Origin of the sequence: Acidovorax sp. (assembly GCF_046339755.1) — a bacterium.
GTDB lineage: Bacteria > Pseudomonadota > Gammaproteobacteria > Burkholderiales > Burkholderiaceae_C > Acidovorax.
In genome coordinates this window covers 1-8323 of record NZ_JBKDTZ010000158.1, presented here as the reverse complement: position 1 = coordinate 8323, position 8323 = coordinate 1, and the positions used below count along the sequence as shown (strand labels likewise).

General features: G+C 66.7%; 10 protein-coding genes and 1 pseudogene. 6 read left to right on the top strand and 5 right to left on the bottom strand.

Annotated features, from left to right (window positions below; all coding sequences use genetic code 11):
• The 6 genes and pseudogenes from ACK59X_RS13460 to ACK59X_RS13435 form a co-directional block, all read left to right on the top strand.
• A pseudogene (locus tag ACK59X_RS13460) lies at nt 1–363 on the top strand (phenol hydroxylase); the annotation flags it as partial.
• Nucleotides 364–384: 21 nt separating this feature from the next.
• Nucleotides 385–696 carry an MmoB/DmpM family protein gene (locus ACK59X_RS13455; RefSeq protein ID WP_409957828.1) on the top strand — a complete coding sequence of 104 codons (312 nt, stop codon included), beginning with the start codon at nt 385–387 and terminating at the stop codon, nt 694–696.
• A gap of 43 nt (nt 697–739) precedes the next feature.
• The gene (locus tag ACK59X_RS13450; RefSeq protein ID WP_409957827.1) at nt 740–2338 is read left to right on the top strand and encodes an aromatic/alkene/methane monooxygenase hydroxylase/oxygenase subunit alpha; all 1599 of its coding nucleotides are present in this window, start codon (nt 740–742) and stop codon (nt 2336–2338) included.
• A 23-nt stretch (nt 2339–2361) separates the two neighbouring features.
• Nucleotides 2362–2724: a phenol hydroxylase subunit P4 gene (locus ACK59X_RS13445; protein WP_409957826.1), complete on the top strand. Its 363-nt coding sequence runs from the start codon at nt 2362–2364 to the stop codon at nt 2722–2724.
• Nucleotides 2725–2732: 8 nt separating this feature from the next.
• Nucleotides 2733–3788: an NADH:ubiquinone reductase (Na(+)-transporting) subunit F gene (locus ACK59X_RS13440; RefSeq protein WP_409957825.1), complete on the top strand. Its 1056-nt coding sequence runs from the start codon at nt 2733–2735 to the stop codon at nt 3786–3788.
• 41 nt (nt 3789–3829) lie between these two features.
• Nucleotides 3830–4750: a dioxygenase gene (locus ACK59X_RS13435; protein WP_409957824.1), complete on the top strand. Its 921-nt coding sequence runs from the start codon at nt 3830–3832 to the stop codon at nt 4748–4750.
• Nucleotides 4751–4771: 21 nt separating this feature from the next.
• Here the strand turns inward: ACK59X_RS13435 and ACK59X_RS13430 are convergent, their stop codons facing one another.
• The 5 genes from ACK59X_RS13430 to ACK59X_RS13410 all read right to left on the bottom strand — a co-directional run.
• Nucleotides 4772–4984, bottom strand: coding sequence for a hypothetical protein (locus tag ACK59X_RS13430; protein WP_409957823.1), 213 nt, complete (start codon nt 4982–4984; stop codon nt 4772–4774).
• Between the two features lie 41 nt (nt 4985–5025).
• Nucleotides 5026–5772, bottom strand: a complete 747-nt coding sequence (locus tag ACK59X_RS13425) for an aspartate/glutamate racemase family protein (protein ID WP_409957822.1) — start codon at nt 5770–5772, stop codon at nt 5026–5028.
• Nucleotides 5773–5777: 5 nt separating this feature from the next.
• Complete coding sequence (locus ACK59X_RS13420) at nt 5778–6590, bottom strand: GntR family transcriptional regulator (protein ID WP_409957821.1); 813 nt, start codon at nt 6588–6590, stop codon at nt 5778–5780.
• 21 nt (nt 6591–6611) lie between these two features.
• Nucleotides 6612–7505 (bottom strand): ABC transporter permease, encoded by an 894-nt coding sequence (locus ACK59X_RS13415; protein ID WP_409957820.1) that lies wholly within the window; start codon nt 7503–7505, stop codon nt 6612–6614.
• A 40-nt stretch (nt 7506–7545) separates the two neighbouring features.
• The coding region (locus ACK59X_RS13410; protein ID WP_409957819.1) for an ABC transporter permease at nt 7546–8323 on the bottom strand (778 nt) is incomplete at its 5' end.

Below are 8323 nucleotides of genomic sequence, written 5' to 3'. Positions count from 1 at the left end.
GATGTGTTCGTGGCGCAGAAGCTTGTGTTCGACGTCGTGCTGTACCCGCTGGTATACCGCCTCCTGGAGGCGTACCTGAACCCTGGCACCGGCAACGACCTGTCGATGCTTACCGTCTTCATGAACGACTGGTACGACGAGACCACCCGCTGGGTGGACGCCACCGTGAAGACCGCCGCCGAGGAATCGCCGGCCAACGCAGCGCAACTCACCGCGTGGATCGGCACCTGGCGCACCGAGATCCTGCGCGCCCTGGCACCGCTGGCCAGCGCCGCACTGGGCGCCGATGCGGGTGCCGCCGCACTGGCCCAAGCCGACCAGGCCCTCGCTGCGCGCATCGCCAAGCTGGGCCTGCGCGCCTGACCCCTCCCACGAAAGCCCCCCATGAGTACCACTGCCGCAACCACCGCCATGCAGGACCGCCCCAGCGTCTTCATCGCACTGCAGACCAACGACGAGACGCGCCAGATCATCGACGCCATCCTGGCCGACAACCCTCTGGCCACCGTGGCCGAGTTCCCGGCCATGGTGAAGATCGATGCGCCCGGGCAGATCGTCATCCACCGCAGCTCGGTGCAGGACCGCATGGGCCGCGACTGGGACCTGCAGGAGCTGCACCTGAACCTGATCTCGCTGTCCGGAAACATCGACGAGACGGACGACGCCTTTCGCCTCACGCGCGGCGTGACGGCCTGACGCGCAGCCCATGCCCTGCCCCACTGCACCTTCAGTAGACACCATGAACCAGAACGACAACACCGCCAGCAGCGCCCGCCGCCTGGGCATCAAGGAAAAGTACGCGCTGATGACGCGCAGCCTGGGCTGGGACACCACCTACCAGTCCATGGACGACGTGTTCCCCTTCGACCAGTTCGAGGGCATCAAGATCCACGACTGGGACAAATGGGAAGACCCGTTCCGCCTGACGATGGACGCGTACTGGAAGTTCCAGGGCGAGAAGGAGAAAAAGCTCTACGCCATCATCGACGCCTTCGCGCAGAACAACGGCCAGTTCAACGTCACCGATGCGCGCTACGTCAACACCCTGAAGCTGTTCCTCACGGGCGTATCGCCGCTGGAGTACGCGGCGCACCGCGGCTATGCCATGGCCGGGCGCTCGCTGCGCGGCGTGGGCGCGCGCATCGCCGCGCAGATGCAGTCCATCGACGAGCTGCGCCACGCGCAGACGCAGGTGCACACCATCAGCCACTACAACAAGTACTTCAACGGGCTGCACGACTTCCACCACATGCACGACCGGCTGTGGTACCTGTCGGTGCCCAAGTCCTACTTCGACGATGCGATGACGGCGGGGCCCTTCGAGTTCATCACGGCCATCTCGTTCTCGTTCGAGTATGTGCTCACCAACCTGCTGTTCATGCCCTTCATGAGCGGCGCGGCCTACAACGGCGACATGGCCACCGTGACCTTCGGCTTCTCGGCCCAGTCGGACGAATCGCGCCACATGACGCTGGGCCTGGAGGTGGTGAAGTTCATGCTGGAACAGGACCCGGACAACCTGCCCATCATCCAGAAGTGGGTGGACAAGTGGTTCTGGCGTGGCTACCGCCTGCTCACCCTGGTGGGCATGATGATGGACTACATGCTGCCCAAGCGCGTGATGAGCTGGGCCGAGGCCTGGGAGATGTACTTCGAGAAGAACGGCGGCGCGCTGTTCGAGGACCTGGCGCGCTACGGCGTGAAGCTGCCCAAGTATGCCGATGTGGCCCAGCTGGAGAAGGAGCACATCACCCACCAGGCCTGGGGCATCTTCTACAACTACACCCACGCCGCCGGCATCCACACCTGGATCCCCACCGACGAAGAGATGGACTGGCTGTCGGCCAAGTATCCCAATACCTTCGACAAGTACTACCGCCCGCGCCTGGTGCACCTGCGCGAGCAGGAGCAACAGGGCAAGCGCTGGGTGAACAACAGCCTGCCCATGCTGTGCCAGATCTGCCAGATCCCCATGGCCTTCACCGAGATGGAGGCACCCACCAAGATCGCGGCGCGCGAGTCCACCTACCACGGTATGAAGTACCACTTCTGCTCCGACGGCTGCAAGGACGTTTTCGACGGCGAGCCCGAGAAGTTCAAGCAGGCCTGGCTGCCCGTGCACCAGATCTACCAGAGCAACTGCTTTCGCGAAGGCACCGACCCGACGCAACCCGGCTTCAACCCGCTGGCCGAGGTGCTGGCCTGGTACCACTTGGATACCAGCGCCGACACCGGCGAATACAACACCAGCCCCGACCGCGCCAACTGGGAGCGCTGGACCGGCCGCAGCCACCTGCCCGTAGACGGCGCCGCGGCGACCCCTGCCAAGGCGGCCTGACCACCGAACGAAAGGAGATACACATGCCTGTCATTGCACTGCAGCCCGGCTACCAGGGCGACGCCGCCGACGCCGAAGACAAATTCCACGGCAACCGCCTGCTCTACATCGGCTGGGAGGACCACCTGCTGTTCTGCTCGCCCGTGTGCCTGCCCCTGCCCGCGGCCATGCCCTTCGGCGCGCTGGTGAGCGAGGTGCTGCCCGGCGTCTACGGCAGCCACCCCGACTTTGCGCGCATCGACTGGAGCCGGGCCGAATGGCGCGACTCGGGCAAGCCCTTCACGCCCGACCCGGCGCGCTCGCTGGTCGACAACGGCCTGGTGCACAAGTCCTTCATCCAGCTGCGCACGCCGGGCCTCGCCGGCATTGCGGGCTCGGGTTCGTGAGACCGCCCATGGGCTACCAGATCACGATAGAGCCGCTGGGCCAGACGGTGGAGATCGCCGAGGGCCAGACGGTGCTGGACGCCTGCCTGCGCGCGGGCGTGTGGATCCCCCACGCCTGCTGCCACGGCCTGTGCGCCACCTGCAAGGTGCAGGTGCTGGACGGGGAGTTCGAGCACGGCGAGGCCTCGCCCTTCGCGCTGATGGACTTCGAGCGCGACGAGAACAAGGTGCTGGCCTGCTGCGCCACGCCGCAGTCCGACCTGGTGATCGAGGCCGAGGTGGACGAAGACCCCGACGCCCGCTACCTGCCCCTGCAGGACTTCCTGGCGCAGGTGGTGCGCACGGAAATGCTCACCCCCACCATCCTGGGCCTGTGGCTGCAGCCTGACCGGGCCATCGCGTTCCAGGCCGGGCAGTACGTGATGCTGCGGGTGCCCGGGGTGCAGGGCGCGCGCGCCTTCTCCATCGCCAGCGCGCCTGGCGATGCGCTGATCGAGCTGCACATCCGCAAGGTGGAGGGCGGGCCTGCGACCACCTGGCTGCACGAGCAGGTGAAGGTGGGCGACCGGCTGGAGATATCCGGCCCCTTCGGCCGTTTCTTCGTGCGCAAGTCGGCCACACGCCAGGCGATCTTCCTGGCGGGCGGTTCGGGCCTGTCGAGCCCCAAGTCCATGGTGCTGGACCTGCTGGCCGAAGGCGCCGGTTACCCCATCACGCTGTTCCATGGAGCGCGCACGCGGCAGGAGCTGTACTTTGCCGACCTGTTCGAGGCCCTGGCCACCGAGCACGCCAACTTCCGCTACGTGCCGGTGCTGTCGGCGAATGAGGACGCCACCTGGACCGGCGCCACCGGCTATGTGCACCAGGCGCTGCAGCAGCACCTGGGCAACGACTTCCGCGGCAGCAAGGCCTACCTGTGCGGGCCGCCGCCCATGATCGAAGGCTGCATCGCCACGCTGATGCAGGTCCGCCTGTTCGAGCCCGACATCTACACCGAGAAGTTCTTCACCGCGGCCGATGCGGGCGCGCCCGCGCGGCGCAGTCCGCTGTTCAAGAGCCTGTGACCACCACCCCAACTTTTTTCTAACCACAAGGAGACCACCCCATGGCTGAATTCACCCAATCGCAACTGCTCGAGCAGGTCAACACCCGCCAGATCGCCCCCGGCAACGCGCGCGTGCGCCAGCTCACCGAGCGCATCGTCACCGACCTGTTCAAGACCATCGACGAGCTCGACGTGACCCCCGACGAGTTCTGGGCCGCCACCGCCTGGCTCAACCGCCTGGGCGCTGCGGGCCAGGCTGGCCTGATCACCGCAGGCCTCGGGTTCGACCGCCTGATCGATATCCGCGCAGACGAGGCCGATGCGCGCGCCGGCCGCGGGGGTGGTACGCCGCGCGCCATCGAGGGCCCACTGTTCGTGGCCGGTGCCCCGACTGCCAAGGTGGAGGTGCGTGTGGACGAGGGCGAGCCGCGTGGCGAGATCTTTGTCATGGAAGGCCAGGTGCTGGACCTCGACGGCAAGCCGGTGCCGCATGCCATGGTCGATGTGTGGCATGCCAACGAGAAAGGCGGCTACTCGCACTTCATGCCGGGCATGCAGCCCTATGAGCTGCGCCGGCGCATCGAGACCGATGCCAAAGGCTTCTATCGCTTTCGCAGCTTTCTGCCTCCGGGCTATGCGATTCCGCCCGTGGGGCCGGTGCACGAGCTGTTCGCCTTGCTGGGCCGCCATGGCCAGCGGCCTGCGCATATCCACTTCCTGGTGGCGGCGCCCGGCATGCGCACGCTGACCACGCAGGTGAACATTCCGGGCGACAGCTACATCGACGATGACTTTGCCTTTGCCACGCGCGATGGGTTGATCGTGGAGCTGGTGCGCAATGTAGCGCCTGCGGGCTATGAGTCGCTGGGCATCACAGCACCGTTCACACGTTCGGTGTTCAACTTCGTGCTGCCCAGGGCCGCCAGCGAAGACGAGGCACTGCCGCTGACGCGCATGGAACGTGTGGCTACGCCGGTTTGAAACGCGGCGCCCGCTGCATTACTACCCCGCTAGGTCCTGCAGCACATTGTGCGTGCCAGGATCTGGCTTCTTTGCACTGATGAACAGACTCCCATCGTCACTTTCAGTGAGGTAGATCTCGTCGCCTACCTTGAGCTGCAGGTGAGACAACAGCTCATCTGGAAAGATGGCTGCCAAGGAGTCTTCCGCCTCGACCAGCGAAAGCGCGTAGTGTTTTGCGGGAGTAGTGACCATGACTGCACACTAACGCCCCGCAAAGACCGTGTCAAATGGCGTCACTCGCCCGGACGCAGCCCCAGCGCCGCCATCTCCCCCGACACCCCTTCCCACGCCACATCGAACGCCGCCGCACTGCGCTCAGGCGGCACGGCGTTGGCGCGCAGGGCCCAGTGGGCACCGGCGACCACGCTGTCGATCACGGGCACACTGACCTGCGACTGCACGGCCGCAGCCATGCCGGCCAGGCCGGCACCGCCCAGGATGACGGACTGCACGCCCATCTGGCGCACCACGTCGCGGCAGGCCTGGGCCAGCAGGGCGCGGGCGGCCACGGGATCGGCCGCGAGCTGGGCGCCCGTGGGCGCCACGGTGTGGATGCCGGCCAGCGCATGGGCATGGCCCAGGGCCTGGGCCAGGCGCTGCAGCATGGGGCCCCAGCGCTCGCCGCCGGTGACGATGGCATAGCGGCCGTGGCGTGCGGCCTCGATGAAAGAGGCCTCGGCCAGGCCGGTGACAGGCACGGGGCTGCTCTCGCGCAGCGCCATCAGGCCCGGGTCGCCGAAGCAGCCGATGAGCACGGCGCTCGGCGCTGAAGGCTGGGTGGACACATCGAGCGCCCAGGCATCGAGCGCGGCATGCGCGGCCACGGCGTAGCTGGCCTCGCAGGCGATGTAGGGGGCGCCAAAACGTGCGGTGGCCGTGCGCACCACCACATGCGATCCCGCAGCAGCCTGCACGTGGCGCTGCAGCAGCGCGCTGACCTTGGGCGAAGTGTTCGGATTGATGACCAGCAGATGGCGCATGCTGCTCAGCCCGCCATTCCCAGCAGGCTCATGAGATCCGGCGCCTCGCTTGCGGGCGGGGTGAACTCCAGCTGCGACTCGATGCGCGCCAAGTGGTCGAGCATGCGGCGCGCGGCCTCCTTCGCGTCCCGCAGTCGGATGGCGTCGATCAGCGCGCGGTGCTCGCGGCAGCCGCAGGCCGTCGCCTCCTCGCGCTCGCGCGCATGGCTGGGGCTGTAGGTCATGAGGATCAGCGAGGTGCGCGAGACCAGCTCACGCAGGATGCGCCCCAGCGTCTGGTGCCCGGCGGCCTGCGCGATGTGCAGGTGGAAGTCGCCCGACAGGCGGATGGCACGGCGCATGTCGCCGCTGGCGCGTGCGGCCTCTTCGTCGTCGATGCAGGCGCGCAGCGCGGCGATGTGCTGGTCGGTGGCGTTGGCGATGACCAGCTCCACCAGGCGCGGCTCCAGCAGGCGGCGGGCCTCGAAGACTTCGAGCGCCTCCTGGGGCGTGGGCTGGGCGATGGAGGCGCCGCGGTTGGGCGTGAGCGTGACCACCTGCTCGTTGGCCAGGCGCACCAGCACCGGCCGCACGCGCGTGCGCGACACGCCGAAGGCGGCTGCGAGCTTGTCCTCTACCAGCTTGGTGCCGGGTGGCAGCCGGTGGTCGAGGATGGCCGAGACCATGCGCTCGTACATGTCGTTGTCGCTGAGCAGGCCGCCCGCGGCTGCAGCACTGTCGGCAGGCAGGTCGGCGGGCTCGGGGGACGTTGCCGCAGCAGCACGGCGCCGGGGCTTGGGGGCGGCGGTCATGATGGAATCGTCGGCTCGGATGCGCATGGGAGTCTCATGGCGTGCGGCTCAGCCGGCCCGCCCTTTCTTGCGCTGGCCCAAAGCCCACACCAGAACCAAGGTGATGCCCATGACCACGAAGGACACCACCGTGGTCAGCGTGCCCAGCGCGTAGATGGAGGGCGTGGTCACGGTGCTCGTCAGGCCCTGCAGCTCCAGCGGCAAGGTGTTCACGTCGCCGATGGCCTGCGAGGTGCGGGCGATCTCGTCCCAGCTGAGCGTAAAGCCGAACATGCCGATGCCCACGACCGAGGGTGCGATCAGCGGCAGCACCACATGGGCAAAGCCCTGCCAGGGCGTGGCCCCCAGGTCGCGCGCGGCTTCTTCGTACGAGGGGCTGAAGCGGTTGAACACCGCGAACATGATGAGCAGGCCGAAAGGCAGCGTCCAGGTCAGGTGCGCGCCCAGGGCCGAGGTGAACAGGCCCAGCGAGGTGCCATAGCCTTCGAGCGTGCTTTCCATGCCCAGCCATTCGAGGGCGGACTTGATGGCGGTATCGACCAGGCGGAACTCCAGGCCGATGCCCAGCGAGACGATGATGGACGGCATGATCAGGCTGGCCACGACGATGAAGAACAGCGTGTTGCCGCCCGCCAGCCGCTTGCGAAAAGCCAGGCCCGCCAACACCGACAGCACCACCGTGCACAGCATCACCGCCACGCCCAGGCCGAGGGAGCGCCACAGCGCGGCGCCGATGTCTACCACGCCCAGGCCCTCGGCCAGCTTGCCGAACCAGTGCAGCGACAGGCCGCGCATCGGGAAGGTCAGCCCGCCCTCGGGGCCCTGGAAGCTCAGGATGAAGATGACGAACATGGGCCCGTACATGAACAGCACGAACAGGCTGAACACGATGGCCAGGATCCAGAAACTGGCGGGGCGGGATTCGCGGATGCGGGTGGTCATGCGTGGGTCCTGTGCAGGTTGTCGGCGGCGTAGGCGGTCATCACAGCTCCTTGCGGATGTCCACGAGCCTTGTCAGGCCCCAGATGATCATCAGCACCACCGCGAGCAGGATCACGGCGTTGGCCGCGGCCAGCGGAAACTGCAGGTACGAGGTCTGCACCTGGATGATCTTGCCGATGGAGGCGATCTGCTGCCCGCCCATCACGCCGATGGTCACGAAGTCGCCCATGACGATGGTGATCACGAAGATGGAGCCGATGATGATGCCGGTGCGCGACAGCGGGATGATCACGTTCCACAGCGTCTGCCAGCCGCTGGCGCCGCTGTCGCTGGCGGCCTCGATGAGGCTGCGGTCGATGCGCATCATGCTGTTGAAGATGGGCACGATCATGAACATGGTGTACAGATGCACGAAGGCCAGCACCACCGAGAAGTCCGAGAACAGCAGCCACTCCACCGGCTGGTCCACCAGGCCCGCGCCCACCAGGCCCTGGTTGACCAGGCCATTGCGCCCCAAAAGCGGCACCCACGAGATCATGCGGATCACGTTGGAGGTCCAGAACGGGATGGTGCACAGCACGAAAAGCAGTGTCTGCATGCCCGAGGAACGCACATGGAAAGCCAGGAAATAGGCCACGGTGAAACCGATCACCAGCGTGATCAGCCACACCAGAAAACTGAACTTGAGCGTGGAATAGTAGGTCTTGAGCGTGACGCACAAGCCCTCCGACGCATCGCCACAGCCCGCAAAGATGGAGATGTAGTTCTTGAACGTGAACCCCGGCAGCAGCTCGTACTCGTTGAAGTCCCAGAAGCTG